The sequence below is a fragment of the Sphingobium sp. genome (assembly GCA_035196065.1).
In the GTDB taxonomy this organism is placed as follows: domain Bacteria; phylum Pseudomonadota; class Alphaproteobacteria; order Sphingomonadales; family Sphingomonadaceae; genus Sphingorhabdus_B; species Sphingorhabdus_B rara.
In genome coordinates this window covers 337,446-363,671 of the sequence record CP136575.1, presented here as the reverse complement: position 1 = coordinate 363,671, position 26,226 = coordinate 337,446, and the positions used below count along the sequence as shown (strand labels likewise).

At 60.8% G+C, this 26,226-nt stretch carries 29 protein-coding genes and 1 tRNA gene; 11 read left to right on the top strand and 19 right to left on the bottom strand.

The window, feature by feature from the left end; genetic code table 11:
- Nucleotides 1–10: 10 nt before the first annotated feature.
- The gene (locus tag RSE16_01795; protein WRH76231.1) at nucleotides 11–226 is read right to left on the bottom strand and encodes an AlpA family phage regulatory protein; all 216 of its coding nucleotides are present in this window, start codon (nucleotides 224–226) and stop codon (nucleotides 11–13) included.
- 223 nt (nucleotides 227–449) lie between these two features.
- On the opposite strand from RSE16_01795, the gene RSE16_01790 reads away from it, so the two are divergent.
- Entirely contained in the window at nucleotides 450–1,370 is a 921-nt protein-coding gene (locus RSE16_01790) for a hypothetical protein (protein ID WRH76230.1), read from the top strand.
- A 379-nt stretch (nucleotides 1,371–1,749) separates the two neighbouring features.
- Here RSE16_01790 and RSE16_01785 read toward each other — a convergent pair whose 3' ends face one another.
- The 5 genes from RSE16_01785 to RSE16_01765 are packed head-to-tail and all read right to left on the bottom strand — an operon-like array spanning nucleotide 1,750 to nucleotide 7,159.
- Entirely contained in the window at nucleotides 1,750–3,279 is a 1,530-nt protein-coding gene (locus RSE16_01785; protein WRH76229.1) for a DHA2 family efflux MFS transporter permease subunit, read from the bottom strand.
- A gap of 5 nt (nucleotides 3,280–3,284) precedes the next feature.
- Nucleotides 3,285–4,430: an EmrA/EmrK family multidrug efflux transporter periplasmic adaptor subunit gene (locus tag RSE16_01780; GenBank protein ID WRH76228.1), complete on the bottom strand. Its 1,146-nt coding sequence runs from the start codon at nucleotides 4,428–4,430 to the stop codon at nucleotides 3,285–3,287.
- A complete protein-coding gene (locus RSE16_01775) occupies nucleotides 4,427–5,875 on the bottom strand; it encodes an efflux transporter outer membrane subunit (protein WRH76227.1) in 1,449 nt (482 codons plus the stop codon). Before RSE16_01775 ends, RSE16_01780 begins: the two co-directional genes overlap by 4 nt.
- Nucleotides 5,865–6,278 carry a hotdog fold thioesterase gene (locus tag RSE16_01770; GenBank protein WRH76226.1) on the bottom strand — a complete coding sequence of 138 codons (414 nt, stop codon included), beginning with the start codon at nucleotides 6,276–6,278 and terminating at the stop codon, nucleotides 5,865–5,867. Before RSE16_01770 ends, RSE16_01775 begins: the two co-directional genes overlap by 11 nt.
- Nucleotides 6,275–7,159, bottom strand: coding sequence for an alpha/beta hydrolase (locus RSE16_01765; GenBank protein WRH76225.1), 885 nt, complete (start codon nucleotides 7,157–7,159; stop codon nucleotides 6,275–6,277). The genes RSE16_01770 and RSE16_01765 overlap by 4 nt, the downstream gene beginning before the upstream one ends.
- Nucleotides 7,160–7,234: 75 nt before the next feature.
- Here RSE16_01765 and RSE16_01760 point away from each other — a divergent pair, with 75 nt between their 5' ends.
- Complete coding sequence (locus tag RSE16_01760) at nucleotides 7,235–7,690, top strand: MarR family transcriptional regulator (protein WRH76224.1); 456 nt, start codon at nucleotides 7,235–7,237, stop codon at nucleotides 7,688–7,690.
- A gap of 67 nt (nucleotides 7,691–7,757) precedes the next feature.
- On the opposite strand, the gene RSE16_01755 is transcribed toward RSE16_01760, so the two are convergent.
- Both RSE16_01755 and RSE16_01750 read right to left on the bottom strand, forming a co-directional pair.
- The gene (locus RSE16_01755; protein ID WRH77269.1) at nucleotides 7,758–7,994 is read right to left on the bottom strand and encodes a conjugal transfer protein TraD; all 237 of its coding nucleotides are present in this window, start codon (nucleotides 7,992–7,994) and stop codon (nucleotides 7,758–7,760) included.
- Between the two features lie 22 nt (nucleotides 7,995–8,016).
- On the bottom strand, nucleotides 8,017–8,322 hold the full coding sequence (locus tag RSE16_01750; GenBank protein ID WRH76223.1) for a conjugal transfer protein TraD: 306 nt from the start codon (nucleotides 8,320–8,322) through the stop codon (nucleotides 8,017–8,019).
- Nucleotides 8,323–8,494: 172 nt separating this feature from the next.
- Between RSE16_01750 and traA the strand changes: the two genes are divergently transcribed.
- Together traA and RSE16_01740 are read left to right on the top strand one after the other, a co-directional pair.
- Entirely contained in the window at nucleotides 8,495–11,380 is a 2,886-nt protein-coding gene (traA, locus tag RSE16_01745) for a Ti-type conjugative transfer relaxase TraA (protein ID WRH76222.1), read from the top strand.
- A gap of 10 nt (nucleotides 11,381–11,390) precedes the next feature.
- Entirely contained in the window at nucleotides 11,391–12,209 is an 819-nt protein-coding gene (locus RSE16_01740) for a DUF6118 family protein (protein WRH76221.1), read from the top strand.
- A 100-nt stretch (nucleotides 12,210–12,309) separates the two neighbouring features.
- Here the strand turns inward: RSE16_01740 and RSE16_01735 are convergent.
- The 5 genes from RSE16_01735 to mgtE form a co-directional block, all read right to left on the bottom strand.
- Nucleotides 12,310–12,386, bottom strand: a tRNA-Met gene (locus RSE16_01735).
- The gene (locus RSE16_01730; GenBank protein ID WRH76220.1) at nucleotides 12,377–13,189 is read right to left on the bottom strand and encodes a flagellin; all 813 of its coding nucleotides are present in this window, start codon (nucleotides 13,187–13,189) and stop codon (nucleotides 12,377–12,379) included. The genes RSE16_01735 and RSE16_01730 overlap by 10 nt, the downstream gene beginning before the upstream one ends.
- Nucleotides 13,190–13,270: 81 nt before the next feature.
- Complete coding sequence (locus tag RSE16_01725; protein ID WRH76219.1) at nucleotides 13,271–14,026, bottom strand: type II CAAX endopeptidase family protein; 756 nt, start codon at nucleotides 14,024–14,026, stop codon at nucleotides 13,271–13,273.
- A gap of 52 nt (nucleotides 14,027–14,078) precedes the next feature.
- Nucleotides 14,079–14,483 (bottom strand): DUF1489 domain-containing protein, encoded by a 405-nt coding sequence (locus RSE16_01720; protein WRH76218.1) that lies wholly within the window; start codon nucleotides 14,481–14,483, stop codon nucleotides 14,079–14,081.
- 24 nt (nucleotides 14,484–14,507) lie between these two features.
- Nucleotides 14,508–15,917, bottom strand: a complete 1,410-nt coding sequence (gene mgtE, locus RSE16_01715) for a magnesium transporter (protein ID WRH76217.1) — start codon at nucleotides 15,915–15,917, stop codon at nucleotides 14,508–14,510.
- A 135-nt stretch (nucleotides 15,918–16,052) separates the two neighbouring features.
- On the opposite strand from mgtE, the gene RSE16_01710 reads away from it, so the two are divergent.
- On the top strand, nucleotides 16,053–16,499 hold the full coding sequence (locus RSE16_01710; GenBank protein ID WRH76216.1) for a peptidylprolyl isomerase: 447 nt from the start codon (nucleotides 16,053–16,055) through the stop codon (nucleotides 16,497–16,499).
- A 21-nt stretch (nucleotides 16,500–16,520) separates the two neighbouring features.
- Here RSE16_01710 and RSE16_01705 read toward each other — a convergent pair whose 3' ends face one another.
- The 4 genes from RSE16_01705 to pdxH form a co-directional block, all read right to left on the bottom strand.
- Nucleotides 16,521–16,787, bottom strand: a complete 267-nt coding sequence (locus tag RSE16_01705) for a hypothetical protein (protein WRH76215.1) — start codon at nucleotides 16,785–16,787, stop codon at nucleotides 16,521–16,523.
- Between the two features lie 119 nt (nucleotides 16,788–16,906).
- Nucleotides 16,907–17,755, bottom strand: coding sequence for a PhzF family phenazine biosynthesis protein (locus tag RSE16_01700; protein ID WRH76214.1), 849 nt, complete (start codon nucleotides 17,753–17,755; stop codon nucleotides 16,907–16,909).
- A 5-nt stretch (nucleotides 17,756–17,760) separates the two neighbouring features.
- Entirely contained in the window at nucleotides 17,761–18,708 is a 948-nt protein-coding gene (locus tag RSE16_01695) for a cation diffusion facilitator family transporter (protein ID WRH76213.1), read from the bottom strand.
- Between the two features lie 2 nt (nucleotides 18,709–18,710).
- Nucleotides 18,711–19,313 (bottom strand): pyridoxamine 5'-phosphate oxidase, encoded by a 603-nt coding sequence (gene pdxH, locus RSE16_01690; protein ID WRH76212.1) that lies wholly within the window; start codon nucleotides 19,311–19,313, stop codon nucleotides 18,711–18,713.
- A gap of 52 nt (nucleotides 19,314–19,365) precedes the next feature.
- Here pdxH and RSE16_01685 point away from each other — a divergent pair, with 52 nt between their 5' ends.
- From RSE16_01685 to aroC, 6 genes are read left to right on the top strand one after another with little or no spacing between them, the layout of a single operon-like run.
- Entirely contained in the window at nucleotides 19,366–19,830 is a 465-nt protein-coding gene (locus RSE16_01685) for an ABA4-like family protein (protein WRH76211.1), read from the top strand.
- Between the two features lie 53 nt (nucleotides 19,831–19,883).
- Complete coding sequence (locus tag RSE16_01680) at nucleotides 19,884–20,816, top strand: DnaJ C-terminal domain-containing protein (protein WRH76210.1); 933 nt, start codon at nucleotides 19,884–19,886, stop codon at nucleotides 20,814–20,816.
- Nucleotides 20,782–21,768, top strand: coding sequence for a YihY/virulence factor BrkB family protein (locus tag RSE16_01675; GenBank protein WRH76209.1), 987 nt, complete (start codon nucleotides 20,782–20,784; stop codon nucleotides 21,766–21,768). Before RSE16_01680 ends, RSE16_01675 begins: the two co-directional genes overlap by 35 nt.
- Nucleotides 21,769–21,776: 8 nt before the next feature.
- Nucleotides 21,777–22,604, top strand: coding sequence for an SDR family oxidoreductase (locus RSE16_01670; GenBank protein ID WRH76208.1), 828 nt, complete (start codon nucleotides 21,777–21,779; stop codon nucleotides 22,602–22,604).
- A 3-nt stretch (nucleotides 22,605–22,607) separates the two neighbouring features.
- The gene (locus RSE16_01665) at nucleotides 22,608–22,940 is read left to right on the top strand and encodes a hypothetical protein (GenBank protein WRH76207.1); all 333 of its coding nucleotides are present in this window, start codon (nucleotides 22,608–22,610) and stop codon (nucleotides 22,938–22,940) included.
- Nucleotides 22,941–22,971: 31 nt separating this feature from the next.
- Nucleotides 22,972–24,039, top strand: a complete 1,068-nt coding sequence (aroC, locus tag RSE16_01660; GenBank protein WRH76206.1) for a chorismate synthase — start codon at nucleotides 22,972–22,974, stop codon at nucleotides 24,037–24,039.
- Here the strand turns inward: aroC and galK are convergent.
- Together galK and RSE16_01650 are read right to left on the bottom strand one after the other, a co-directional pair.
- Nucleotides 24,036–25,199: a galactokinase gene (gene galK / locus RSE16_01655; protein WRH76205.1), complete on the bottom strand. Its 1,164-nt coding sequence runs from the start codon at nucleotides 25,197–25,199 to the stop codon at nucleotides 24,036–24,038. The two genes, aroC and galK, sit on opposite strands and share 4 nt — an antisense overlap.
- Nucleotides 25,196–26,224 (bottom strand): UDP-glucose--hexose-1-phosphate uridylyltransferase, encoded by a 1,029-nt coding sequence (locus tag RSE16_01650; GenBank protein WRH76204.1) that lies wholly within the window; start codon nucleotides 26,222–26,224, stop codon nucleotides 25,196–25,198. The genes galK and RSE16_01650 overlap by 4 nt, the downstream gene beginning before the upstream one ends.
- Nucleotides 26,225–26,226: the final 2 nt, after the last annotated feature.

The window sequence follows — 26,226 nt, the reverse complement described above, 5'->3', positions numbered from 1 at the left end:
GGGAGCGCGTTCATGACACCCGGCTCTCCCTCTGACTGTGGCGGTAGGCAGCAGGATCGGCGATCCAGCCGCTCACTGCCGATTCATGCCAACCCGCACCGTGGATGCTGATCCTGACCTGGGGCGGAAATGTCCCCTCGGCGATCTTGCGATAGAGCGTGGAGCGGGAAAGGCCGGTGCGGTCGAGAACGGTCTTGAGGCGGATGATCTTTTCGGCATTCGACATGGGACTTGCTTCCATAAGTTGGCAGTTGATGAAACCTCCCGAGACCAAGGATTGGCGGCCTGCTTCGCGAAGGCAAGAACATTTCCGGTACATCGTAGCGCAGGGCGCAGTCGGATGGATTGGGAAAAGGACGCCATGACAAGGCAATAGAAAGCATGAGACGGAAAGGCGCGGCGAGAAATGCGAGGGCGCGGAAAGCAGTTCAAACAAGAGTTTTGCGGTAATGCGCTTCATCGTCGGGCATTTGCGCCGTCATCGCCGCAAATCTGCGTCGGCATCGGTGGATTTTGCGCGCGAATCGCGCAAATTGCCGGTTCAACTTGGTGCGCGCTATCGGGTTCTGGCTTTTCAACCCGCCTGTGGGCATGTTCACGAGATGAGCAACCCATTGCCAACCCGATTGCCCTGGCCACCCGATTTCCCCGATGTAGTGATCCACACAGATGTCCGCACACGTGATAACCATCCGGGTTACGCCGCCGCAAAGGCGGGGGATGCCGAGGCGGCTCTCATGCTGGCATCCGATCTACTGTCGCCAGATGGAATAGTGAGTCTTCACGAGATCATCGGCAATCGGCCTACTCTGCTCCTGCCGGTCGTGGCCGACGAGTTGACGGGCTTCAACGCGATCCCCGATGCGATGGCGCAGGTGTTGGGCAGCGAACTTGGAACCCCCGTCATCGCCGGTGAAATCGTCCAGACAAACAAAGTCGGCCATACCCGTGCCCCGGCATTTCAGCGGCTGGTTACCCCGGCGACGTTCGAAGGGCAGGTCCAGCCGGGTGCAAACTATGTGCTTGTTGACGATCACGTCGGCCTTGGCGGCACTCTCGCCAACCTGCGCGGTTACGTCGAGGCGCGCGGCGGAGAGGTCATCGCGATCACGACCCTGACCGAGAGCCGGGACGCGCGCATAATTTCATTGCAGCCCGCAACCCGAATTGTGTTATGGGAGCATCATGGCCAAGCACTTGACGACCTCTGGAAAAGCCAATTCGGCTACGGGATCGACTGCCTCACGGAAGTCGAAGCCCTCAACCTATGTCGTCAGCACTCCGTTGCCGCCATCGAGGATTTCCTGGCTCAGGCAGCAGTCGAAGCACGTGGCCGAGGTCTCCAGACAGCGGTTGAGCCAGGTGACTGATTGAGGACGTAAGAACTTTGCATAGTCGCGGTCTAAAAGCGGATGATGGCAACGAATCCGCGTTGAGTTTGACAGGGTTTCTTCCCAGTGTTCCAGTCGAACATGTCTTGGATCGATTTGGCGCTGCTGGCAGAAACGAAGTAGGGTCAGTCAAACTTGAGAGTCCCGAAAGCTCCGCCGCACTCGCCGTTAACTGCTTCGGTTGGTTCATCTCCCGCCCGTCACGCTTCCCTTCACTTCCAGGACTCGACACCAATGATCCTGTCGAGATGGTGGACTTGGAGGAGTTCACCGCACGATTCCCGTGGGCAGGCGGACGCTATTCTTGGCTGGATGCGGTGAACCACGCCCGTTCCGTCACTTCCCCCAACAGGCGCGTTCAATGCCCCATCGACACGCCGCCGCTCCGCTTGGGCCGGGGCGCTAGCCAGATGAGTGCCGCAGCGATCAGCAGAATTGCGGATGTCGTCCAGAAGACGTGCAGCACAGACAGGGTCGTGGCCTCTACCTCGACCATGTTGCTCAGCATTTGGCGCGCACCCTCGGGTGAGAAGCCCAGTCCGGCAATTGCGCCGCCTTCAGCGTCCGGTTGCAGAACGCCCGCTATATCGTTGCGTGCCGCGCGCTGGGTGTCGCCCCAATAGGTCAGCGAAACCGAAGTCGCGAATGCCGTCGCAATGGTACGCATGAAACTTTGCAAGCCTGCGGCTGATGCGACTTCATGCTCGTCCACGGTACTCAACGTCAGGTTGATGATCGGCAACATCAGGAAAGTCATGCCCAGCCCTTGAACGAATTGGGGTATGCTGAGTGTCCAGAAATCGCTGTCGGTGGCCCAGAATGTCCGCAAGAGCCCCATCACGGCCAGCCAAACGATGCCTCCCGAAACCAGCAAGCGGGGATCGAGCCGCGGCATCAGCATCACGACAAGCGGTGCTGTCAGGAGACCCGCGATCGCCGAGAATGAAGACGAATAGCCTGCCTGCGTCGCGGTGAAGCCCAGCCATGCCTGTTGCCACTGCGGAACAATCACAAAGCCCGCGAAATAGGCGCCGAAACTGATTGAGAGGACTACGAGGCTGACACTCAGCCCCCGATGCCGCAGAATGCGCAGATCGACCACGGGATGGTCTTCGGTGAGTTCCCAGACGACAAAAATCAGGAATGCGACAGCCGACGTTATAGCCAGCACGACGATCAGCGGGTCACCGAACCAGTCATGGTTGCGGCCAATATCGAGGATGACCTGCAAGCAGCCGACCCAAATAACCAGCAGAACAAGGCCAACATAATCGATTGGCAAGACGCGGCGTTCGGTTTCAATCGGGCGGAGCAGGACGGCCCCGCCGATGATGGAAAGCAGGGCAACTGGCACGTTGATCAGGAATATCCAGTGCCAGGACCAGTTATCGGTCAGCCAGCCCCCGATGATCGGGCCGAGTGCAGGCCCAAGCAGCAGCGTCATTGCCCACATGCCCATGCCGATGTTTTGCTGCTCGGGCGGGAATACGCGCAGCAGCAGGGTTTGCGACATAGGCATCAGAAAGGCCCCGAAAATGCCCTGTCCGATGCGGCACATCACCAGCATTTCGATTGAGACTGACAGCCCGCAGAGGAGCGAAAAGAAACCGAAACCCATCATGCTGAACAGAAAGGTGCGAACCGAGCCAAACCTGAACGCAATCCACGCCGTCAACGGCACGCAAATCGCTTCGGCAATCGCATAGGAGGTGATAACCCACGCGCCTTGTTCGAGCGTGATGCCGAGGCTGCCTGCAATATGGGGGATCGAAACATTGGCGATCGTCAGATCGAGAATCACCATGAAGTTCGCAAACGCCAGGGTAAGCCCGGCGATCAGCCGAAGCGAAGGTGGGATGCCCGTCGCAGTCTTTGCGGTGCCGCTCATGGCTGTCAGTCGCCCGAAACGTCAATTTCGACTTCCATCGACAGGCCGACCCGCAGCGGATGCCGTTTGAGGTCGGCTGGATCGAGTTCGATGCGAACGGGCAAGCGTTGGACGACCTTGATCCAGTTGCCGGTCGCATTCTGAGCCGGGATAACGGCCATCGAAGAACCAGTGCCGCCCGCAAAGCCGACCACCTTGCCGCGATAGGTTGCGTTCGATCCGTAGAGGTCGGCGGTGAGCTTGACGGGCATGCCGATCCGCACACGCTGCAACTGGCTCTCCTTGAAGTTGGCCTCAACATAGACACTAGCCAGCGGCACAATTGTCATGATGATCTGTCCGGGATTGAGCCGTTGCCCGATCTGGACTTGCAGCTTGCTGACGACACCGTCGATGGGCGCGCGGATTTCCGTGCGGTCGAGATTGAGTTGCGCGGCATCGCGCCGCGCCATGGCGGCCAATACGGCAGGATCGCTATTCTCGCTTAATCCGCTCACCAGCGCGGCGTTCGCGGCCAGTTGCCCTTGCGCGGCGCGCTTTGACGAGCTGGCCTGGTTGATCGCCCCGCGCGCTACATCGAGCGCGGCCAGGGTCGTGGCATAGGTCCTGCGGGCCTGCGTCAACTCTTCACCGGATACCGCCCCGCTAGCTGCCACATTCTCTCGGCGCTGCAGATCGATCCGGGCCTTTTCGTGTTCAGCCTGCGCCGTGCGATATTGCGCCTGAGCCTGGGTTACTCCGGCACCGGAGGTGTCCACTTGCGCCGCCAAGGCGGAGCTGTTGGCAACGGTCTGACGGAAGCGCCGCCGCGCTGCGGCCATATCCGCTTCCGCCTGGGCCAGCGCGATCCGCGCGTCGGCCTGATCGAGTCGCACCAGCACTTGTCCGGCCTTCACCTGCTGGGTGTCGCGCACCAGAACCTCGGTCGCCGAGCCTGCAACCAGCGGCGTGACCTGCGCCATTTGCGCATTGACGTAGGCATTTTCGGTGGACACGAAATTCCGGGCGACCAGCAGATACCAGACCCCCCAGGCCAGTCCGATCACCGCCAAGGCCACTGCAAGCCGCGTGAGCCATCGCTTGCGCGACGCCTTGCGGGACTGGGACAGGGCCGGATCGACGGCAGGGGTTTCGGGCGCGGCAGCGGTCATTGGGTTATCGGTTCCGGTGAAGTTTGAGTGTCTGCTGCAAATCCGCCGCCGAGGGCCCGGATCAGAGCCAGAGTTGCGCCCCGCTCGTAGGTTTCGAGACCGATCACGGCGAGCCGGAGATCGTGAACCGCCCGCTCGCTGGCGAGCACGTCGAGTCGGCTGGCCAAGCCAGCCGTGTAGCGATTGTTGACCAGCGCAAGGGCATCTTCGCTCGCGGCCAGGGCAGTGCGTGCTGCCGCCAGCCGTTTGTCCGCCGCCTCGCGCTGCGTTACTGCGTCGGCAACCTGCTGAAAGGCGGAAATCACGGTCTGGTTATAGCTGGCGACTGCCTCCTCATAATCCGCTCCGGCGCGGCCATATTGCGCCCTGAGCGCGCCGCCCTGAAAGATTGGCAGGCTGATCGCCGGGCCAGCCGATCCGAACAAAGATCCGGAATCGACGAGGTTGCCAATCCCAAGAGCTTGCAAGCCGATCAGCGCCCTGAGATTTACCGAAGGAAAGAATCCGGCGCGCGCCACCTTGATGCGGCTTTCAGCCGCTTCGACCCGTTCGCGCGCCGCGACAATGTCCGGACGCCTGCCAAGCAGGTCCGTGGTCAACCCGGCCGGAATACCAAGCGGTGTCGATGGGAATAGCGGTGCTGGCGTGATCGTCCGGCCCCGATCCGGTCCGGCCCCCACTAGCGCGGCCAACTGGTTTCGGCGCAGGGCGATGCTTTCATCGACCGCCGCCATGTCCTGCTCGGCGCTCGCCAGTTCCGCTTCGGCGCGGCGCAGGCCTATGCGGTTGTCGAGGCCGTTGCGTTCGCGCTCGGCAACCAGCGCCAACGCCGCGCGGCGATTGACCAGCACGGCCTCGGCGTTGTCGCGTTCACGGTAGTGCCTGCCCAGTTCGGCATAAGCGGCGGTGATCGCAACCGAAAGGACAAGCCGCGCCTGCGCGGCATCGACCACCGCCGCACGAGCTCCCGAGGTCGCGGCGGCATAGGCCGCTCGGTTGCGACCCCATAGATCAAGGTCGAAATCGAACGACAGCGAGGCCTGGCCGTAATCCGCCCAGCCATCGGGAAGGAACTGCGCGGGTATGCCGTTGTTGCCGCTTTGGCGGCGCAAGCCACCTTCCGCCTCGCCGCCGACGGTCGGGAGCCGGGCTGCGCCGACGCGCTGAGCCTCTGCGTCCGCCCGTCTTATCCTAGCCATGGCAATCGCGGTCTGCGGCGAGTTGGCAAGGCCTTCCTCGATCAACTGGGTGAGCTGCGGATCGCCAACAAGCCGCCACCACTGGTCGGGCGGCCAGCCAATGCTGCCGCGCGCGGCGAGGGTCTGGGTCGCCTCGATGGACTCGGGGGTCCGCATGACCGGCCTGACACCGGCATCGGGAACCCCAACACAGGCCGACAGCGCAAGCACGATTCCGATGGTAGGGAAACGGGGGTCAACCGACATAGGCCCCCCTGCCGCTAGCCAGCAGCCTGTGGGCCGAATCCTCGATCCGGGTTTCCGCGACGCTCAACTGCTTGCCCAGTTTGACGACACTACCAATCGCACGCAGCGGCCCGGAGGTTGCAGGACGGTGAAAATCGACGCGAAGGTCGGCGGTCGCCCGCGCCGTGCCGCCCAGCGCGTTGACGGTGTAGAGACCAGTCAGGTCGATCAATGCCGACAAGATACCGCCATGCGCCGACCCGATCATCGGGTTGGAGACGATTTCATCCCGCCAGGGCATTTCGAGGATCAGTTCCCGCTCGGTCAGATCGACAATATCGAGGCCGAGCCAGCGGTGAAACGGCGCGATGTGGAGCATCTTGCGGAGTTCCGCGAGTTCCGGCCTGTTGGAGCGGGCGGTCATGTTGCATCGCCCTTATCGTGAGTGCGGATCAGGAAGTCGGCAATCGCCGCTCCAAATACGTCGTTCTGGTCGCCCACGACCATGTGGGTGGCATCGGCAATGTCGCTGAAGGCAGCGTGCGGGACCAGTTTCCGGAAATGCTCAACGGCTTCCGGCGAGACCAGATCGCTCGAACCGCCCCTGACCAGATGCACCGGAAGCGCGAGATTCATCGCGGCACTGCTGAGTTCGCTCCGTCCGTGATCGCCCAACGCGCCGTCTTGCGCGTGACGGCGCATGACCCCGTCGATGAACGCAGGATCCCAATGCCAATAATACCGCCCGTCGGGCTTCTGGCGCAGATAGTGGGCCAGCCCTGCCGATGCCTTGCGGCTGGGGCGATGCGGCAAGTATTCCGAGATCACGCGCGCAGCCTCATCGGGCGAAGCGAAGCCTTCGCGCGCATGGGCCGCCATGAAGCCTACAACGCGCGCAACGCCCGTTGCCTCCATTTGCGGCGTAATATCGACGAGTGTCAGCGAAGCGAAACTGCCGGGTGCGAGTTGCCCTTCGGCGACGATCCCGGCGAGTCCCCCCAGCGATGCGCCGATCAGTGCTGGCTTGCGCGCCAACCGGGCGGCGATAGCAACGAGGTCGCTCGCGAAGTCGGCAATGTCATAGGCCCCGTCCCTGGCCCATTCGCTGTCGCCATGTCCGCGCAGGTCGATTGCGATGGCATGAAAGCCGCGACCAGCAAGTAGCGTCGAAATCTTCTTCCAGGCCCGTCGGGTTTGCCCGCCGCCGTGCGCGAGAATAACCGGCATTCCATCCCGCGCCCCTTCGATGCTGGCGGCGATGGCATGGCCTGCCTTCCCTTCCAGCTTGATCGATTCACTATGCATGAAACCTTCTTACTGTAAGATGTCTTACAGTAAAGTCTTTTCAATTGAACGCTCGGCGGGTAAGGCGCTTGCCCGATGCAACAGGAAATCGACCAGGACAGCTACATGACCGAGAACGACGAGATCGTGTTTCTCGTCGAGGAAGTGCCGCGTAAACTGCGCAGGCTGTTCGATGCCTCTACGGCAAAATTCGGCCTGTCCCGCACCCAATGGCGCGCGCTTGCCTATATCTTTCGGTCACCGGGACTTACCCAGACCGAACTCGCCAAATGCCTTGATCTGGAACGCGCCAGCGTGGGTCATGTGATCGATCAGCTGGAAAAGGCCGAATATGTCGAGCGACGCTCAATCGAGGGCAATCGCCGGGTCTGGACACTGCATCTGCTGCCTCGGGCAATCGAGATACTTCCTTCGCTCAGGCTTGAGGCCGATGCGATCTACGCCCGCCTGTTGTCGGGAATTTCCGATAGAGAGTTTGCGGCGATCAAGACGTTGCTGGCAACGATGTCGGGCAATCTCGAGGAATTGTAGTGTAAGCCGTTCTTCTGGAGCACCTTTTAACACTGCAGCCATTCTACCCGCTTCAATCCAAACCTGCTTACCTACTACCTGCCTCGCTTTCTGCTTCAAACGCCCGTTTGCCCTTGCGCTTCCACAGCACCAGCGCTTGTTCGCGTTCCTCGCCGCGCAGCTTGGCCGCAACCGTGAGGAACGCGCCGTAGAGCGTGGCGCGATCATCGTCGGCGAGTTCGACCAGTCCAGCCTTCACGACCAGGCCGCCCAGTTCGATCAGTTGCCGTGTGCGTCCGCGGCGTTTGACCTGCCATTCGCGCATGTCGGTTCGTGCCTTTCGGGCCTCAAGCCGATGCCGCGCCGCCGTCAAGCGGGAGAGTGCCATCCAGCTGGACTTGAGTTCCATTGCCACGCTTGCGCGCCTTGCTCTGAAAGAGGGCCGCGCCGCGCTTGCGCCACGCCTCCTTCTTTTGGGCATCGCTGGTTTCCGCAATGACGAGCAGCGCACCGGCCAGGGTTTCCGCATCGGTCGTGTCTGCCCCGGTGGCGATCACCAGTTCGCCGAGCTGCTGCACGCGGCGTTCCTTCAGTTGCTTCGCCTTGTCGGCGAGCGCCTTTAGTTCCGAATCAAGGTCACGGGGTTTGCGCATCGAAGTTCTCCATTGAGAGGTGATGCGCTGATGATAATATCGATGCTCTCTCAATGCTGTAGAGTCGTCGAGACGGTCTGATACTGAATAGTCCCGAGCAGGATTTTATCATGGGAGGGCGCGCTTATACGTCGTGCCGACGTGGCGCTCATGGCGTAGATGGATTGCCGTCATGGCGATCTTCCATCTCTCCGTCAAAGTCATCAGCCGGTCGAGCGGGCGCAGCGCCGTGGCGGCAGCGGCCTATCGCGGGGCCGAGCGGCTGCACGACGAACGGCTCGACCGTGACCACGACTTCACCAACAAGGACGGCGTCGTCCATTCCGAAGTGCTGCTGCCGGAAGGCGCGCCGGAGGAATTTGCCGACCGCGAAAAGCTCTGGAACGCGGTCGAGACCGCCGAGAAGCGCAAGGACGCGCAGCTTGCCCGCGAAGTAGAGTTCGCCATTCCGCGCGAGCTGACCAAGGGACAGGGCATCGAGCTGGCCCGCGAATTTGTCGAAGCCGAGTTCGTTGCAAAGGGCATGATCGCCGACCTCAATGTCCATTGGGATATTGGCGCAGACGGCCAGCCCAAGCCCCACGCCCATGTCATGCTGACCATGCGCGAAGTGGACGGCGACGGGTTTGGCGCGAAGGTGCGTGATTGGAACAAGGCCGAACTGGTCGAGCAGTGGCGCGAGCGTTGGGCCGAACATGTCAATGAGCGGCTGGCCGAACTCGACATCGACGCCCGCATCGATCACCGCAGCCTGGAGGCGCAGGGTATCGCGCTGGAGCCGCAGGACAAGATCGGTCCCGCCGCATCGCGCATGGGCGTGCGCGGGCTGGAGGCCGAGCGGATCGAGGAACATCGCGCCGTCGCGCTACGCAACGGCGAGCGGATTATCGCCAATCCCGCTGTCGCGCTTGACGCGATCATGCACAGCCAGGCCACCTTCACCAACCGCGACCTTGCTATGTTCGTGCATCGGCACAGCGACAGCAAGGAGCAGTTCGATCTGGCCATGAGGGCGGTTCGCGGTTCGTCCGACCTGATCGCGCTGGGCAAGGACGGACGCGGCGAAGAGCGGTTCACCTCGCGGCAGATGATCGACACCGAACAGCGCCTTGGACATGCATCGGCACTGCTGGCGCAACGTGAACAACATCAGCTCGAAGGCGCAGGCCGGGAAGGAGCGCTGGCGCACGGGGCGGAGCGCGGCCTTGTGCTTTCCGGCGAGCAGCGCGCGGCGTTCGAGCATGTGACTGATGAGCGCGGCTTGAGCGTTGTCGTCGGCTATGCCGGGACCGGCAAGAGCGCGATGCTGGGCGTGGCGCGCGAGGCATGGGAGAATGCGGGCTATACCGTGCAAGGCGCGGCGCTGTCCGGTATTGCCGCCGAGGGGTTGGAGCACGGTTCGGGCATCGCCTCGCGCACCATTGCCAGCCTTGAGCATCAGTGGAGCCAGGGCCGCGAATTGCTCACGTCGCGCGATGTGCTGGTTATTGATGAGGCTGGTATGGTCGGCACGCGCCAGATGGAGCGCGTCCTCTCCCATGCCGCCGATGCAGGCGCGAAAGTCGTATTGGTTGGCGACCCGCAGCAGTTGCAGGCCATCGAAGCTGGAGCCGCCTTCCGTGCGATCCACGAGCGGCATGGCGGCGTCGAAATCAGCGAAGTGCGCCGCCAGCACGAAGGCTGGCAGCAGGACGCCACCTGGCACCTTGCGACAGGGCGCACCGGACTTTCCATTCAGGCCTATGGCGAACGCGGCATGGTGCACGCCGCCGAGACGCGGGAGGCAGCGCGTGACGAGCTGATCGAGCGCTGGGATCGTAACCGGCAGGCCAGCCCCGGCGATACACGCATCATTCTCACCCATACCAACGATGAGGTGCGCGAACTCAATGACGCGGCGCGCGGAAAGCTGCGCGACAGTGGCGAACTGGGTATCGATGTGACCATCCAAGCCGAGCGCGGCGAGCGCCAGTTCGCCAGCGGCGACCGTATCATGTTCCTGCGCAATGAGCGGGGCCTGGGCGTCAAGAACGGCACACTGGGCACCATTGAGCAGGTGACGCCGCAGCGCATGGCCGTGCGCACCGACGATGGCCGCAGCGTCGCCTTCGACACCAAGGATTATGCGCATATCGATCACGGGTACGCCGCGACGATCCATAAGGCGCAGGGCATGACGGTCGACCGCGCGCATGTTCTGGCCACCCCCGGCTTGGACAGCCACGGGGCCTATGTCGGCCTGTCGCGCCACCGCGACGGCGTGGCCCTGCACTATGGGCGCGATGACTTCGCCGATCAGTCAAAGCTAGTGCGCACTCTGAGCCGCGAGCGCGGCAAGGACATGGCGAGCGACTACAAGCCCGAGCAGCAATTTGCCGAACGGCGCGGCATCACCTTCCGTGAACGTATCGTCGAAATCGCCCGTCAGTTGCCGGAGCGGGCGAAATCCATCTTCGCCGGATTCCGCCCGCAGGTCCCAAAGCTCGAAACCGTGCCAACCGATCAGGCTGGCCTGTCCGATCAGCGCCGAGCTGTCGAACGCTATGCCCGTGCCGCCGCCGACATAGGGCAAATGTGCGAACAGGGATTGCCGGTCCTGCCGCACCAGCGCGACGCGCTGGAGAAGGCTGCAAAGGCGCTCGACGCGATCCGGCCCCATGGCACAGCCGACCTCGCCAGCGCCTTGCAACGCCAGCCCTCGCTGGCCCGTGAAGCCGCCGATGGTCGCAGCCAGGGTGCAATCCGCGCCATGCAGCTTGAGGCCGAAATCCGTATTGATCCCGCGCAGCGCGCCGACCGCTTTGTCAGCGACTGGCAGCGGCTTGCGCAGGCGCGCCAGGCCATGCAGCGCGATGGCGACAGCAAGGGCGCGCAGAGGCTCACGGGCCGCATGACGGACATGGCGAAGGGCCTGGAGCGCGACGCGCAGGTTGAATCCCTGCTGCGCAGCCGCACCCGCGAGCTTGGCATCAAGACAGAACTCGGTCGCGATCTGGCCCGCGACCTTGCCGCCTCCATCTCGATGGAGCGGAGCCGGTCAATCGGCATGGGCCTGTAGGAGAAATTCGATGGATACCGATACGGATGACGTGGAACCGACCCTGGACCTTGAGCCGGAACCCGATCCCGACGCGCCCGTTCCGGAGGCCGCAGGCGATCCCGCCGCCGAGGCATTTGCCCGCCTTGAAGGAGAACTGGCTCTCATGCGCCGGGCGGTCCAGCACCTGGCCGCCGAGCGCGCGGACATCGTCATTCCCGACTACGGCGCGACCTTGACCGACATGGCCAAGCGGATAGGGGCGATGGGCGAGAGCCTGAAGGGCATGGCGAGCCATCCCGCGATGCAGATAACGCCTGACAGCATTGGCCAGCGGATCGCCGCAGCAGCAGAATCAGCACGGCGCAGCGACCATGAAAGGATCAGCCAGGCCCGGAGCGACTTGAACCACGCTGCCCAGGAAATGCGGAGCGTCACGGCCCAAGCGCGCACCGCCGCAGAGCAGCGGCTGCAACTCTACCAGGTGGCAGGCGGAGCGTTGCTCGCCGGAATACTGCTATGGTCTTTCCTTCCCGGCACCTTAGCCCGAACGATGCCGGAAGGCTGGCACTGGCCAGAGCGCTTGGCGGCGCGGATGGTTGGAGAATCCACACGATGGGATGCAGGTGCGCGGCTGATGCAGAGCGACAGCCCCGAGGCCTGGAATGCACTGGTGCAGGCCGCTGACATCCGGCGCGACAACCGCGAGGCCATTGACGCTTGCCGGAAGACCGCCGCATCCTCGCAGCAGCCAGTGCGATGCACTGTCAAGATTCGTCCAAATACCCAAGAAAGTAGAACAGCAACAACGTCTGAGGGGACCGCGAAACGGTCCCAGCGAGGGGCATAACAGCCCATTCCGGCTCGCACAAAATGTGGGAACAAATGTGGTTTCGATTTTCCAGAAAAGTCATTTTATCCTTTGAAAACAGAGCGATAAATAACTTGAATGGTAGCGGAGGAGGGACTCGAACCCCCGACACGCGGATTATGATTCCGCTGCTCTAACCACCTGAGCTACTCCGCCATACCGGCATCGCGCGGCTGTATGCGCGACAGGACGCGGCCTATAGGCGGCGCGCCTTGCGGGGTCAATAGATTCGCTGATGCTAAAGAGGCGTAATGACCCTGCCTGCTTTTTGTCCTGCCTGTGGTTTGTAAACCGCAAATAAAAGCGCCCCGACGGAAATGATCCATCGGGGCGCCAGTGGGTGGGCCATTGCCGGACCAGTAGGCGCCGCCCCTGTGGGTTGGGAATTCACGTAACAGGTTGAGTACGCCCTGTTGGCTCTGGTTCGCCTGCGCGAGCATCGCGGTCGAGGCTTGCGAAAGGATCTGTTCGGCAGCGAGCTTGGTCGATTCTGCAGAGAAATCTGCGTCCTCGATACGCGAGCGGGACTCGGTGAGATTGGTCGCGGTCGATGTGAGGTTATTGACCGTCGCCTCGAGCCGGTTCTGTGCAGCACCCAGATTGGCGCGCTCTGTCCCCACAGTGTCGATTGCCGTGCTGATCAGCCCCATGGCTGTCGACGCCCCGGCGGTTGTAGACATGTCGATGCCGTCTACACCAAGCCCGGCCGCATTCATGCTGGTAAAGGCGATGGCGACAGTCTGGCCAGTGTCGACGCCCGTTTGGATTTCAAATGTGCTGGCGTCGTCGAACAAATTGGTTCCGTTGAAATCGGTACGGCCCGCAATATCGTCAATCTGGCCGAGCAACGTGGTCACTTCGGTCTGGATCGCGGCACGATCAGAGGCTGCGGTGGTGCCGTTGGCCGCTTGAACCGATAGTTCGCGCATCCGGACAAGAATGTTGGAAACTTCGCCCATCCTGAACCAGAGCGTATTTCGGAACTGGGTTCTGCGGTCGATACGCTCGCACAGGCGTGGCGGGCAATCGCCGCCGACCAGTCAGCTTAGCAGCAATGCCGCGCCATTATTCGCCATATGTGCGATGATCGTAACGCGCAGCGATCCCGTCTTGTAGTATAGGAGACCGAACACCGCCCCCATCGCCATGAGCGCAGGGAATGCATGGAGATCCATATGGACTGCCCCGAAAATGGCGGCGGCACCAAGGATGGCTGCCCAAACGGGTAGATGCCGAGCCAGCGCATTCTGCAGAAGCCCGCGGAACAGTAGTTCTTCGAGCAGCGGGGCAATCAGCACGATGGCGGCCACAAGCATAATCTGGTTGGGAATCGTATCGGGAAGTGCCGCGAATAGTTTACGCAATTGCTGCTGCATCTCGATGTCGGGGATGACAAATTCGGTGTAGCCATAGTTGAGTGTCAGCCCCAGACCGATCAGGCCAAAGGCCCAGCCGAGCGTTGCGACGGGGCTGATCGCGCTCCAGCGGTTAAGGCCGATGCGGGCGGCTCGGCTTTGCCGGTTGAGGTAGATAAACAACAATGCGAGCAGCGCGATGCTTGAGGCGACCAGCGATGCAATGGTCGGGCCTGCGACAAAGGTCAGATCGTTGGTTAGTTCAACCAGTTCGCGGCCACTTTTGTCGAGTGCGACGGCAATGGCAATGGTAGCAACGCCGACGATCAATTGAAGGATCAGGAATAGCACAACCCAGCCGAGACTTTGCCAGACACCCGGAAAAGCTTTGTGGCCTTCTGGAGTGCCGCGATCATCTGCCATTTGTTTTGAATTGCGCATCACTGCCCCTCTATCTCTGGCCTTGGCTAAGCCGTCGGGCCATGAAATGCAATTACACCAGCCCTATTTTCATCAGCTCGCCGAGCATCTGCGCCGGCATTTCGTCTAGTCCGTCAGCATCAACCGCGCCTAGGTCCGGCGGGGCGTCCTTGGTTTCCAGATAACGCCAACCCTGATGCGCGCGTTTGGGTATAGTGCGCACGGCTATCAGTTCGGGGCGCAGGCGAATCCAAGTGCGGCCCTCGCCATTGTCCATGAATCCGATTAACGGGCTGCGGCCGATCAGGCTGTGGTTCAGAATCCAGTAGAGCGAACCACCAACCATTTCCTCGTGGCGCTTTGGCAGATAACGGGTGGTCAGCCGAACTTCGCCGATCGAGGCATGGGCTTCAAGCCGTTGGCGCAAATGCCCATGGCTTTCCGCTCCAAAGGCGATACGGGTCATATTGAGTGGCATTGCACCTATTTGGGCGTGGGCTGATCAGGGTGCAAGACCGGCAAATACCGCAAGTCCGAGGAAAATGAGGAAGCCCATCGAATCCGTGATCATTGTCACGAAGATCGAACTCGACACCGCAGGATCTTGATCAAGACGGTCGAGCACGATCGGGATGACCACGCCTGAAAGCCCTGCGATCAGGATGTTGAACAGGATGGCCGATCCGATCACCGCGGCAAGAAGCCAGTTGCCGAAGATCAGCCCTGTCATCCCACCGGCAACCAGCGCAACCGTCGCTCCGATCAGTAACGCGACACGAATTTCGCGCCAAATTGATCGCATCGTGTTCGATTCGGTCAACTGGTTGGTGGCCAGTGCGCGCACCGTCACCGCCAGCGTCTGCGTGCCTGCATTGCCGCCAAGTGAGGCCACCATCGGCATCAGTATTGCAAGTGCAACCATCGCTTCTATCGCGCCGCCAAAAAACCAGATGATTGATGATCCAACTGTTGCGGTGGCCAGATTGGCGATCAGCCAGCGGACACGCGCCTTGTAGCTGTCGGCGATTGGTTCGTTAATGTCGCCCTCGCCAGCACCTGACAGGCGCAATATATCCTCGCCGGCTTCTTCCTGAACGATATGGACCACGTCGTCCGCGGTGATCACGCCTACTAGCCGGCCGGCGTCGTCGACTACGGCGGCGGAGATGAGTGCATATTTCTGGAATTGCAGTGCGACTTCTTCCTGGTCCATATCGACCGGGATCAAGCGCTGCTCCCGCTTCATTACATCCGAAATTGCAATGTTGCGGGGCGTGCGTAGGATCCAGCTCAATTGGCAGGTGCCAATCGGGCGATGTGCCGGATCGACGACGAAGATTTCCCAGAATTCGGTCGTCAGATCCTGATTTTCCCGCAGATAATCGATCAGTTGGCCAACGGTGATATGCTCGGGAACCGCCACCAGTTCGCGCTGCATGATGCGGCCGGCCGATTCCTCCGGATAGGAGAGCGCATCTTCGATTGCGGCGCGATCCTCGGGATCGAGCTTTGCAAGGACAGCCTGCTGGTCATCCTCTTCCAGATCCTCGATGATCGCAACTGCGTCATCGGTATCCAACTGTCCGGCAAGGTCGGCAACCTGCGCCGGCTGCAGCGCGTCGATAATGTCTTCGCGGACCCAGTCATTGATCTCCGCAAGCACGTCGGCGCTCAACAGATCGCCCAATGCAACGGCAAGGTCGCCGCGATCCTCTGCGGCGGTCAGTTCAAAAAGGTCGGCGATGTCGGCTGCATGCAGCGGCTCTGCCAGCCGATAGGCTTCCTCGCGATTGCCTGCCTCGACCGCATCGAGTACCTGCCGCACGAAATCTGCAGACAGACGGTTCTCTTCGTCAAAGGTACTATCGGGTGTTTCGGGAAAGGCGGTTACGGGATCGGCGTCTGCGGTCATCTGGCCACCCTTTCCGGCTCTTTCACGGCAACTCGCGCTTCTCCTACGCCGGGCAGAAGAAATTGCAATTTACTTTTGGGCAAGGCCGCCTATTGGCGGCGGCTGTCTCATCTCTTTTCCAAAGGAACCACCGAAATGGCCGAAACGCTGACCATGCATCTGTCGACGGGTGATGTTGTTATCAAGTTGCGCCCCGATCTGGCACCCAAGCATGTTGAACGGATTGTCGAACTGGCAAGCGAGGGCTTTTACGACGGTGTGAAGTTCCACCGTGTGATCGACGGTTTCATGGCGCAGGGCGGTTGCCCGAATGGTACCGGCATGGGTGGTTCGTCAAAGCCCGATCTGGCGCAGGAATTCAACGAGGAGCCGCACGTGCGCGGGGCCTGTTCGATGGCGCGGACAAGCGATCCGAACAGCGCCAACAGCCAGTTCTTCATCGTTTTCGATGACGCAACTTTCCTTGATCGCCAGTATACTGTCTGGGGCAATGTGATCGAAGGTATGGAAAATGTCGACGCGCTTCCCAAGGGTGAGCCGCCGCGCGAACCCGGCGCAATCAAGTCGATCACGCTGGGCTAACGGCTGTGGCAGGGTCGCTGATCAGCGGCCCTGCATCGCGTCCATTACGGTTTTCAGTTCGGCAGGCGAAATCTTGCCATCTTGGTCGCTATCAACATTGTCGAAAAAATCGGCAAGCGGACCTCGCGCTTCCTCCCGGCTGATAAAGCCGTCCTTGTCGCCGTCGAGAAAGGCGAAGATTTGCTCGGGCGTCGGGCGTTCCTGTTGCGGCGCCGGCGGAGCGGGTTGTTCTTGGGCAATCGCGGCGCTCGACATCAGAATGAGCGCGGCAGCGGCGGTTTTCAGCATGGATACTCCTCTCGCGCGGGTTGGCCCCGCATTGAACACCGCCCAGCCAAACGCGCAGCGGTTAAACGCGCTTAACAGTGCGATGCACTTGCGCAAATCGAAATAGTGAAGTCCCGTCTTCAGTCTGGCACCTGTATGATGCCGTCGACCACGGTTACACAATCACCGCCTATGTGGATTGCCTCGCCGTCTATCCGCACGCGGACATAACCGTCACGGCCCATCTGGCGGCCTTGGCTGGCAACATAGTGGCTTTGCCGCGACAGTTGGCCAGCAATCAGCCGATTGGCCGCAACTGCGCCATTGCCGCTGCCGCATACCGGATCCTCGGCGATCCCGTCTGCAGGTGCAAAACTGCGCACGATGATGTCACCCTCGGCCTTGCCCGCATAGACGGTCAGCCCTGTCGTGCCATGCCGGCGGTCATAATTGGCTAGCGCTGCCAGATCGGGCGACATGCCTTCGACCTGAGCCACGCTGGCGATTTCGGCAATCACCCAGCGCGGGCCGACATCGACGATTTGGGGTATGCCATAAACCAGCCCTGCGCCAATGGCGGCTTCAAGAACGCCCGGTTCTGGTGCGTCGCTGGCAGCATAGCGGGGCAGGCGAAAGGACAGTCCTGAAGCCGACTGGTCGATCTCAACTAGTCCCACCGCGCATTGCTGCACGATGCGGCCGTCACGCGGCGCGGCTATCCCTGCTTCGATCACGGCATGGGCGGTGCCTAGCGTCGGGTGTCCGGCAAAAGGCAGTTCACTTCGCGGCGTGAAGATGCGTACCGCATAGTCGGCGGCGGGATCAGTAGGGCTGGTGACGAAAGTCGTTTCCGAAAGGTTGGTCCAATTTGCGATCGCCTGCATCGCCTCGGTCGACAATCCGGCCCCGTCAAGAATTACGGCAACAGGATTACCCTTGAAAGGCAGCGCAGTGAAAACATCGACCTGTTTGAATTTACTCTGCCGCATGTCCGTCATGCCCCGCTCTCGCGATGTTCAACTGTTTCGCTGGGCACATAACCGATCTCATCCTTGTGGCCGAGCGGATCGGGGTGGATCAGCACTTCGACGCCGGGAAATTCGCGCATCAGCTCGGCCTCGATCTCGTCCATCACCTGGTGCGCCTTTAATACAGTCATCTGCGGATCGACCCAGACATGGAATTGGCAGAAATCATGCACCCCCGATGATCGGGTGCGCATGTCGTGAATGCCTTTAAGTTCCGGATGGCGCATCGCCACTTCCAGAAAACGCTGGCGCTTTTCGAGCGGCCATTCGCGGTCGAGTAGTTGGTCGATGGCTGTCTGCGCCGCCCGCCAAGCACCCCATAGCAGCCATCCCGCAATAGCCAGTCCGAACAACGGATCTGCACCGCGCAACCCCAGAAACGCGTCGAGGCCGATTGCGGCGATGACCGCGACGTTCAGCAACAGGTCGCCTTGATAATGAAGATGATCGCCATGAATAGCCACCGACTGTGTACGGCGGATCACATGGCGCTGATAGGCAAGCAGTGCCAGTGTTGCGGCAATGGCGACCAGCGATACCCCAATGCCAAGCTCCGGATGATCGGGCTTGGCCGCCACACCGAGCCGGTCGATCGCGCGCCAGCCGATAAACAGGGCAGAAATGCTGACCAGCGTCACCTGCACAAGCGCCGAAAGCGCCTCTGCCTTGCCATGACCGAAGCGGTGTTCGTCGTCAGCCGGCTGCGCCGCATAGCGCACGCTGAACAGCGTCAGTAACGAAGCGAGCAGATCGAAACCGGTATCTGCCAGAGATCCGAGTAGCGCGACCGATCCAGTTTCAATCGTCGCCCAGCTTTTCAGCAAGGTCAGAAAAAGCGCGGTTGCAACGCTTGCAATCGCGGCCTTTGTTGTCAGCGATCCATGGTGGTGCCCGTGAGTTTCAGCCTGTGACATGTTCAGGGATAGAGCATCTGTGTGCGCCAGCCGTCGCCGTCGCGTTCAAAAACCCAACGTTCATGCAAGCGAAATTCACGATCTTGCCAGAATTCGATCCGCTGTGGCCGAACGATATGGCCCGACCAGTGCGGCGGGCGGGGAACATCCTGTCCTTCAAAACGTGCCTTTGCCTCTGCAAAACGCACCTCGAATGTAGCGCGGCTGTCGAGCGGGCGTGATTGCTCAGACGCCCATGCCCCAAGCTGCGATTCACGCGCGCGGCTAGCAAAATAGGCATCGGCGGTGGTATCAGTCACCCGCTGGACAGGGCCTTCGATGCGAATTTGGCGACGCAGCGATTTCCAGTGGAAAAGCAGAGCTACATGAGGGTTGGCAGCAAGTTCGCCCCCCTTGCGGCTTTCGAGATTGGTGTAGAAAATGAATCCTCCACCCGGAATACCATCGGCATTTGGGCCATGCCCTTTCAGCAGCACCATCCGAACCGACGGAAGGCCTTCGGCGTTTGCGGTGGCAAGTGCCATCGCATTGCTGTCATTGATTTCGCTGGCGCGCGCTTCGGCATACCAAGCGTCGAAAAGGGCGTAGGGATCTCGACTTTCCATCTGTCCGCGATAGGCTAGACGGGAAGCAGGGAAAAGAGGGAAGGACAATTTCATGCCGTGGGAAACCGTTTTTTCATTCGCCAATCTTTGGGTTTTGCCTTTCTGGCTGCTGCTCGCATTCGCTCCGCGCAGCGAATTGACCGGGCGCATCATTCTGTTTGGCGGCATTGCGCCGCTCGCTTTTGTCTATGCCGTGCTGTTGCCATTGATCATGAGCGGCGCGGTTGATCAGGTCGGCCCGGAAAATGCTCCTGCCGATTTCACTACGCTAGCAGGGGTCATGGCGCTGTTCGACAGTAAAGGCGGGACAACAATCGGCTGGATGCACTATCTTGCCTTTGATCTGTTCGTCGGTCTCTGGGTTGCGCGGAATGCCGACCGATATGGTTTCGGACGGTTTGTGCAGGTTCCTATCCTGTTTTTTGTGTTGATGGCCGGGCCGCTGGGTCTTGCCCTCTATCTTCTGCTGCGACTGACTGTAAAAAATCCGCCTGAAAATGCGGAGTTGCCGAGTTGACTAAGCTGGCTGTAATGCCAATCTAATACAGGCAAGGACAATACAGGGTAGCAATGGCCGATCCATATTCCATTTTGGGCGTTTCCAGACAAGCGGACGACAAGGCGATCAAAAGCGCTTACCGAAAGCTTGCCAAGGAACTGCATCCCGACCGGAACCAGGATAATCCCCGGGCAGCTGAGCGCTTTGCCGAAGTGACCCAAGCTTATGATGTGCTGTCCGATGCGCAGAAGCGCGGACAATATGATCGCGGTGAGATCGACGAAAACGGGCAGCCCCGTTCCCCCTTCGGCGGAGGTTTCGGCGGTGGCAGCCCCTTTGGCGCAGGTGGCGCTCGGCCAGGGCAAGGCGGCTTCGAATTCGGCGGGGGCATAGACCTTGGCGATATTTTTGACGGCCTGTTCGGCGGGGGTGCTGGCGCCCGACCTGGCGGGCCTGGGCGTGGGCCGCAGCCGGGGCCTCCGCCCAAGGGCGCAAATATTGCCTATGAACATCTGGTGAGCTTCACCGACGCGGCAAAGCAGGAGCCTCAGCGGATCACATTGCGCGACGGAAAGACGCTGGAATTCAAGCTGCCGCCAGGTATGGTTGCCGGCCAGCAGATCCGCATTCCAGGTAAAGGTCAGCCCGGCCCGGGCGGCAATGGCGATGCAATGGTGACGCTCAAGATTGGCAAGCATCCTTTTTTTGAACGTGATGGTGATAATGTGCGCCTCGACCTGCCGGTCAGCCTCAAGGAAGCGATCAGTGGCGCCAAGGTGAAGGTCCCGACGCTGGATGGGGCAGTGATGCTCACCGTACCAGCAGGCGCGCAATCGGGCACGACGATGCGGATCAAGGGGCGCGGTTTCCACCGCAAGGACGGTCAGCGCGGCGACCAGATGGTAACACTGCAGATCCGTTTGCCCAGCGATGCCGGGCTGCTTGCGAAGTTGGCGGCAGAACTGCCCGATGAGCCTGCGATCCGGTCCGATCTGGGTGTCTGATCACAGCCCCCTGTCGCCTGAGGCGCGTGCGCACGACCCGCACCCGCACCCGACAAGCGAGGATGAATGGTTTCACAGGTTGGATGTTTACCATCGTGCAGGCGAAGTCGTTCGCCGCGTTGCAGTGGGTGTCTATAACGAAGGCTTCATCCATGCCGGCAATTTTGCCTATCTGTCGCTGGTCACGCTTTTTGCCTTTTGCATCGTCGCAGCCGCTATTGCCGGCAGTTTCGGTCAGACGGCATCCGGCCTTGCCCTCATCGACGCTTTTTTCCGCACCGTTCCGCCCAGCGCGGCAGAGGCACTGTCGGGCCCAGTCCATGCTGCGATGACTGCCCGTTCTGGGCCGCTGTTATGGCTAAGTGCGCTTGTCAGCCTGTGGACGACATCTAGTCTTATCGAAACGATCCGCGACGTGCTCCACCGCGCATATGGGGCCCAGCCCGAACGCCAGTTCTGGCACTATCGGCTTGGTAGTCTGATAATGATTGTCGCTGCGGTGGTTGTCGCAATGATTTCGTTTTCGGCACAAGTCCTCGTCGTTGCGATCGAGGAACTTGTCTATCGCTTCATTCCGATGGCGCAGCAGGCATCGGGCTATTTTGCATGGGGAAGGATCATTCCCTTTGCGGCGCTTTTTCTTGCTATCTACACCATCTACCGCGGCCTCACTCCGCGCAAATATCGCGGGTCGATTTATCCCAAATGGCCGGGCGCGGTGCTGGTTAGCCTGTGGTGGCTGGGATGCACCATGCTCCTGCCGCTCTTCCTTACCTCGATGACTGATTACGACCTGACCTATGGTAGCCTTGCAGGGGTAATGATCGCGCTGATTTTCTTTTACCTGATCGGGCTCGGCATGGTGACGGGCGCTCAGTTGAACGCGGCGCTGGCAAATGCCACCAAAAATGGCCTAAAGGGGCATTTGATGACGGGGAAACAACAAGGGTAATTACGAATATGTCGGGATTGATGGCAGGGAAACGGGGCCTGATCATGGGCTTGGCGAACGATAAATCACTGGCCTGGGGAATCGCGAAAAAATTGCACGCCGAAGGCGCCGAACTCGCGATCAGCTATCAGGGCGAAGTGATGGAAAAGCGGGTAAGGCCGCTGGCTGAGCAGCTTGGTTGTGATTTCCTGATCGATTGCGACGTTTCGACCGAGGCGGAGCTCGACAAGGCTTTTGGGACCCTTGCTGCTCGATGGCCGACGATCGATTTCGTCGTCCATGCGATCGGCTACACCAACAAGGAGGCGTTGCGCGGCAAATATTTCGACGTCGGCCTAGATGATTTCCTGATGACGATGAACATCAGCGTGTTCAGCTTTACAGCCGTTGCCAAGCGCGCAGCTGCAATGATGGTACCCTTTGATCCCGAAACCGGAACCGGCGGCGGCTCGATGCTGACGCTCAGCTATTATGGCGCGGAAAAGGTTGTCCCGCATTACAATGTCATGGGCGTTGCCAAATCGGCGTTGGAAACCAGCGTCAAATATCTGGCAAACGATGTCGGTCCGCAGGGTATTCGCGTGAATGCGATTTCGGCAGGGCCGATTAAGACGCTCGCCGCATCGGGCATCGGCGATTTCCGTTATATCCTGAAATGGAATGAACTGAATTCGCCGTTGCGCCGCAATGTTACCATCGACGATGTCGGCGCATCGGCGCTCTATTTCCTGTCAGACCTGTCGGGCGGCGTCACCGGCGAAACGCATCATGTCGACGCCGGTTACCACACCGTCGGCATGAAGCAGGAGGATGCTCCGGATATCGGACTGGCCTGACCTATGCTGGCGGGGCATAGCAACGAACTGGTTCTGCTTTTGGCTGGCTGCACTTTGCTGGTTGGCCTCCATGCTTATTGGCACGCGCGCCATTATTGGGAGGGGCTACCGCCGATTCTCGACGCCTTTGTGTCGATGGCGGGCTTTGGCGGGATCATCGCTGCCTTTGTCTGGGCGGGCCGGATCGGCAGTGAATATGGCCATCCCCATGCGGCACGTGTGCTCGCAGTCTCTGCTGCCGTGATCGCTTATCGCGCGATCCGCACCTGGATTGGCAAGGAACAAGTGCGGTATCGCAAGGTCCGCGTCACCTCGCCCACTGACGGCGGCGATTGACCATCGCCGGCTTTTCGGGAAAGGCATTGCCATGAGCTTTAACACATTCGGCCGCGTTTTCCGTTTTACCACTTGGGGCGAAAGCCATGGGCCTGCGCTGGGCGCTGTGGTCGATGGTTGCCCTCCGGGCATCGCGCTGTCAGAGGCTGACATCCAACCATTCCTTGATGCACGCCGCCCGGGGACGAGCAAGTTTACAACGCAGCGGCAGGAACCCGATGCCGTGCGCATCCTTTCGGGTGTGTTTGAAGGACGCACCACCGGCACACCGATTTCGCTGATGATAGAAAATGTAGACCAGCGATCGAAGGATTATTCGGAAGTCGCCAAGGCCTATCGCCCTGGCCATGCCGATTATAGCTATGATGCCAAATATGGCTTTCGCGACTATCGCGGCGGCGGGCGCAGTTCGGCGCGCGAGACTGCCGCACGCGTTGCCGCTGGTGCAGTTGCTCGTTCTGCAATCCCAGAGGTTGAGATTCTAGCCTATGTGGTCGAAATTGGCGGCGACGCGATCGACCGGGCGAATTTTGAAAAGGCGCAGATCGGCCAAAACCCTTTCTGGTGCCCGGATGAAGCGGCTGCAGGGCGTTGGGCAAAAATGGTCGACGAAGCGCGGCTCGCCGGCTCTTCACTCGGCGCGGTGGTCGAATGTGTGGCGAACGGTGTTCCCGCAGGCTGGGGCGCGCCGCTATATGCCAAGCTCGACAGTGAACTGGCCGCTGCAATGATGAGCATCAACGCTGTGAAAGCGGTCGAAATCGGTGCCGGTTTTGAGGCAGCGCGGTTGCGCGGTGAAGAAAATGCCGATCCAATGCGGCCTGGAACCAATGCTCCCGAATTTCTTGCCAACAATGCCGGCGGGATATCCGGCGGGATTTCTACTGGCCAGCCGGTCGTTTGCCGTGTGGCGTTCAAGCCGACCAGTTCGATCCTGACGCCAGTCGAAACGATCACGCGCGCAGGCGAAGCGGCAGAAATTGTCACCAAGGGCCGGCACGATCCCTGTGTGGGCATTCGCGGAACACCGGTGGTGGAGGCGATGATGGCGCTGGTGCTGGCGGATCAGAAACTGCTGCACCGCGCGCAATGCGGTTAAAGCAAGGCAGCTCCGGCCGACGGTCGGACGGCGAGCAGCAACTGGTGCTCGATCCCGGCAGTGTCCCAATGTTCGCGGATCGCCGCGCATAACGCATTGACGCCTTCTGCGGGCAGCACTGCAACCAGACATCCACCAAAGCCGCCGCCCGTCATCCGCGCGCCGCCCTCAGAACCGATTGCTGCATTCATTGTATCGGCTAAGGCATCGACCTGTGGCACGGTGACTTCGAAATCATCGCGCAACGAAGCATGCGAGGCACGCATCAGATCACCCAACTGGCAAAGATTGCCTGTGCGAAGGGCATCCGCTGCGGCGATGGCGCGGGCATTTTCGCTAACCACATGACGCGCTCGCCGAAAGCTGGTGTCATCTAGGCCGGTGCGCCCCGTTTCGAGCGCGATGGTATCGAGATCGCGAAGAGCGCCAACGCCATAATGGCGCGCTGCCGCCTCGCATTGCGCACGCCGTTCATTATAGGCGCTATCGACAAGGCCGCGCGTGACGCCTGAATGGACAATCACGATAGCGGCATTTGCAGGGACGGCAACGTCTTCGCCAGCATTGCTCCGGCAATCGATTAGCAGCGCCTTGCCATCGCTTGAACAGGCTGAGGCAAGCTGGTCCATAATCCCGCAAGCACAGCCGACATAATGATGTTCGGACCATTGGGCCGCGCGAGCAAGCGCCACGCGATCGGCTTCATAGGTACCTGCCAGCGTCGACAAGCCCAACCCGAGGGCGACGCAGAGCGACGCCGAGGAGGATAGCCCCGCACCCTGCGGGACATTGCCCGCAATCGCGATATCGGCCCCCGTTGTCGCAAACCCGAAATGCGGTAGCGCAGTGGTAACCCCGCGCAGATGGTTGGCCCAATGACCTTCAGCCAGCCGGCCGGGCGCTATCGCCAGATCGAAACGGTCGGTCGCGGCGTCCAGATCGAGCGCAACGGCCTCGACTTTGCTGTCGGTTCGGCCGCCGAGCGCGACCGTGGTGCCGCACGGAATCGCGCAAGGAAGCACGAATCCGTCATTATAGTCGGTATGTTCCCCGATCAGATTGACCCGTCCGGGTGCATGGACAATGATATCGGGCTCACGGCCGAATTGCGCTCCAAAGCCCTGACGGACGCGTTCGACAAGGATTGGATCGATGCTCATGAGCGGTAGTGCTTGGGCGATAGTTCGCGCAACCGTTCGGCCGCCTGTTCCGCGGTCAGATCGCGCTGCGCCTCTGCCAGCATTTCATAACCGACCATGAATTTGCGCACATTTGCAGAGCGCAGCAGCGGTGGATAGAAATGCGCGTGCAGTTGCCAGTGCGCGATATCGCAGTTGCCATAAGGCGCGCCATGCCAGCCCATCGAATATGGGAAGGAACAGCGGAACAGATTGTCGTAACGCGCGGTAAGCTCGGAAAGGAGCGCAGCCAATAAGTCACGTGCACTATTATCGAGTTGCTCGATCCGCTGCACGGCAAATCGCGGCATCAGTAATGTCTCGAACGGCCAGGTCGCCCACCAGGGGACGATGGCCAACCAAGCTTCGTTCTGCACCACAACCCTTGGTCCGCCGGCTTCACGTTCGGCAAGGTCGAGCAGCATCGGTCGTCCCTGTTCGTCAAGATAGGCGCGCTGCGTGGCGTCTTCCTGAGCGGGTTCGTCGGGTATATGGCTGCTTGCCCAGATCTGTCCATGTGGATGCGGGTTGGAACAGCCCATCATCGCACCCTTGTTTTCGAACAATTGCACCCAGCGATATCGCGTGCCCAGTTCGGCGCTCTGCTCTGCCCAGCAATCGATCACCGCGCGCAATTGCGCCGGCGGCAATTCGGGTAGCGTTTTGGAATGATCGGGTGAGAAGCACAGGACGTGGCAAGTGCCCGAAACGGCTTCGCTGCGGAAGAGTGGGTCGCTGCCGCCGGCTTCGCCGCCATCGGCCATCAATGCCGGGAAATCATTGTCGAACAGCCACACGCCATCATAGTCGGGATTGACCGTGCCGTTGGCGCGGGCATTCCCCGGGCAAAGATAGCAGGACGGATCGTGCGACAGGCTTTCCCGGTTATCGGGTTCATCGACCTGTCCAAGCCATGGGCGCAGGCTGCGCTGCGGCGATACCAGCACCCATCGCCCGGTCAGCGGATTGAAACGGCGGTGCGATCCGGTCTGCGGGCTGTCTGTCATCC

Bases quoted from the DNA above. Each gene is read 5' to 3' on its own strand.
- RSE16_01780 (WRH76228.1), bottom strand. From the start codon at position 4,430: ATGACCGCTGCCGCGCCCGAAACCCCTGCCGTCGATCCGGCCCTGTCC.
- RSE16_01705 (WRH76215.1), bottom strand. From the start codon at position 16,787: ATGCTGAAAACCGCCGCTGCCGCGCTCATTCTGATGTCGAGCGCCGCG.
- RSE16_01750 (WRH76223.1), bottom strand. From the start codon at position 8,322: ATGCGCAAACCCCGTGACCTTGATTCGGAACTAAAGGCGCTCGCCGAC.
- RSE16_01675 (WRH76209.1), top strand. From the start codon at position 20,782: ATGAGCCTGCGATCCGGTCCGATCTGGGTGTCTGATCACAGCCCCCTG.
- RSE16_01695 (WRH76213.1), bottom strand. From the start codon at position 18,708: ATGTCACAGGCTGAAACTCACGGGCACCACCATGGATCGCTGACAACA.
- mgtE (WRH76217.1), bottom strand. From the start codon at position 15,917: ATGACCGCAGACGCCGATCCCGTAACCGCCTTTCCCGAAACACCCGAT.
- galK (WRH76205.1), bottom strand. From the start codon at position 25,199: ATGAGCATCGATCCAATCCTTGTCGAACGCGTCCGTCAGGGCTTTGGA.
- RSE16_01795 (WRH76231.1), bottom strand. From the start codon at position 226: ATGTCGAATGCCGAAAAGATCATCCGCCTCAAGACCGTTCTCGACCGC.
- RSE16_01710 (WRH76216.1), top strand. From the start codon at position 16,053: ATGGCCGAAACGCTGACCATGCATCTGTCGACGGGTGATGTTGTTATC.
- RSE16_01700 (WRH76214.1), bottom strand. From the start codon at position 17,755: ATGCGGCAGAGTAAATTCAAACAGGTCGATGTTTTCACTGCGCTGCCT.
- RSE16_01665 (WRH76207.1), top strand. From the start codon at position 22,608: ATGCTGGCGGGGCATAGCAACGAACTGGTTCTGCTTTTGGCTGGCTGC.
- RSE16_01760 (WRH76224.1), top strand. From the start codon at position 7,235: ATGCAACAGGAAATCGACCAGGACAGCTACATGACCGAGAACGACGAG.
- RSE16_01670 (WRH76208.1), top strand. From the start codon at position 21,777: ATGTCGGGATTGATGGCAGGGAAACGGGGCCTGATCATGGGCTTGGCG.
- aroC (WRH76206.1), top strand. From the start codon at position 22,972: ATGAGCTTTAACACATTCGGCCGCGTTTTCCGTTTTACCACTTGGGGC.
- RSE16_01775 (WRH76227.1), bottom strand. From the start codon at position 5,875: ATGTCGGTTGACCCCCGTTTCCCTACCATCGGAATCGTGCTTGCGCTG.
- RSE16_01725 (WRH76219.1), bottom strand. From the start codon at position 14,026: ATGCGCAATTCAAAACAAATGGCAGATGATCGCGGCACTCCAGAAGGC.
- RSE16_01730 (WRH76220.1), bottom strand. From the start codon at position 13,189: ATGGGCGAAGTTTCCAACATTCTTGTCCGGATGCGCGAACTATCGGTT.
- RSE16_01755 (WRH77269.1), bottom strand. From the start codon at position 7,994: ATGCGCGAATGGCAGGTCAAACGCCGCGGACGCACACGGCAACTGATC.
- RSE16_01765 (WRH76225.1), bottom strand. From the start codon at position 7,159: ATGCATAGTGAATCGATCAAGCTGGAAGGGAAGGCAGGCCATGCCATC.
- RSE16_01790 (WRH76230.1), top strand. From the start codon at position 450: ATGCGCTTCATCGTCGGGCATTTGCGCCGTCATCGCCGCAAATCTGCG.
- RSE16_01720 (WRH76218.1), bottom strand. From the start codon at position 14,483: ATGCCACTCAATATGACCCGTATCGCCTTTGGAGCGGAAAGCCATGGG.
- RSE16_01685 (WRH76211.1), top strand. From the start codon at position 19,366: ATGCCGTGGGAAACCGTTTTTTCATTCGCCAATCTTTGGGTTTTGCCT.
- RSE16_01740 (WRH76221.1), top strand. From the start codon at position 11,391: ATGGATACCGATACGGATGACGTGGAACCGACCCTGGACCTTGAGCCG.
- RSE16_01650 (WRH76204.1), bottom strand. From the start codon at position 26,224: ATGACAGACAGCCCGCAGACCGGATCGCACCGCCGTTTCAATCCGCTG.
- RSE16_01785 (WRH76229.1), bottom strand. From the start codon at position 3,279: ATGAGCGGCACCGCAAAGACTGCGACGGGCATCCCACCTTCGCTTCGG.
- pdxH (WRH76212.1), bottom strand. From the start codon at position 19,313: ATGGAAAGTCGAGATCCCTACGCCCTTTTCGACGCTTGGTATGCCGAA.
- RSE16_01680 (WRH76210.1), top strand. From the start codon at position 19,884: ATGGCCGATCCATATTCCATTTTGGGCGTTTCCAGACAAGCGGACGAC.
- traA (WRH76222.1), top strand. From the start codon at position 8,495: ATGGCGATCTTCCATCTCTCCGTCAAAGTCATCAGCCGGTCGAGCGGG.
- RSE16_01770 (WRH76226.1), bottom strand. From the start codon at position 6,278: ATGACCGCCCGCTCCAACAGGCCGGAACTCGCGGAACTCCGCAAGATG.